The sequence below is a fragment of the Parageobacillus caldoxylosilyticus NBRC 107762 genome, from assembly GCF_000632715.1.
Lineage (GTDB): Bacteria > Bacillota > Bacilli > Bacillales > Anoxybacillaceae > Saccharococcus > Saccharococcus caldoxylosilyticus.
On record NZ_BAWO01000126.1, the window covers coordinates 1 to 686 of the forward strand.

Below are 686 nucleotides of genomic sequence, written 5' to 3' on the forward strand. Positions count from 1 at the left end.
TCTAGTGGATGTAGAATCGAATCCATATATTAATTTTTCTACTTCCGATGGAGTTATTGGTGTAGATTGTAACTATAATCACATTGCTTGGACAAATGTTTCGAAAGATGGTAACTTTTTGGAAAGTGGAAAATTAACGTTTTCGATAGAAGGTAAAACTTCTGGTCAGATTACGAAAATCATTGAAGCAGAAGCCATTGCTTTAGTGGATATTGCGGTTCGAAAGAAAAAACCTATTGTTTTGGAAAAGTTAGATACCACCTTATCCAAAACAGGGGATCGATACGGCAACAAGAAAGCAAATCGGATGAAGAGTATGTTCGCGTATCGAAAAATGATACAAGCGATCAAAAGCCGTGCTGACAAAATGGGTGTTGCTGTTATAGAAGTGAATCCGGCTTTTACTTCTGTCTCTGGAAAAATGAAGTATATGCGCAAATTCGGTATCTCTATCCACCAAGCCGCTGCATTTACGATTGGCCGTCGAGGGTTAGGATATAAAGAAAAAGCTCCAAAGGTGCTTAAAAAGTATGTCCCGAAAGATGCTTCTCACCATTGGAAACATTGGTCTATTTTGAATAAAAAGTTTTCTGTTCGTACACATACACTGTACCATCTTTTTAATGTGAATCAACCATATCAAGAGATAGATGTATTTCATCCATCATTGTTAGAAGAAGAAAAAC

1 protein-coding gene is annotated in these 686 nt (G+C 36.7%); it reads left to right on the forward strand.

Features of this window, described 5'->3' with window-relative positions; all coding sequences use genetic code 11:
• The coding region (locus GCA01S_RS18930) for an IS200/IS605 family accessory protein TnpB-related protein (protein WP_042412599.1) at nt 1-686 on the forward strand (686 nt) is incomplete at both ends.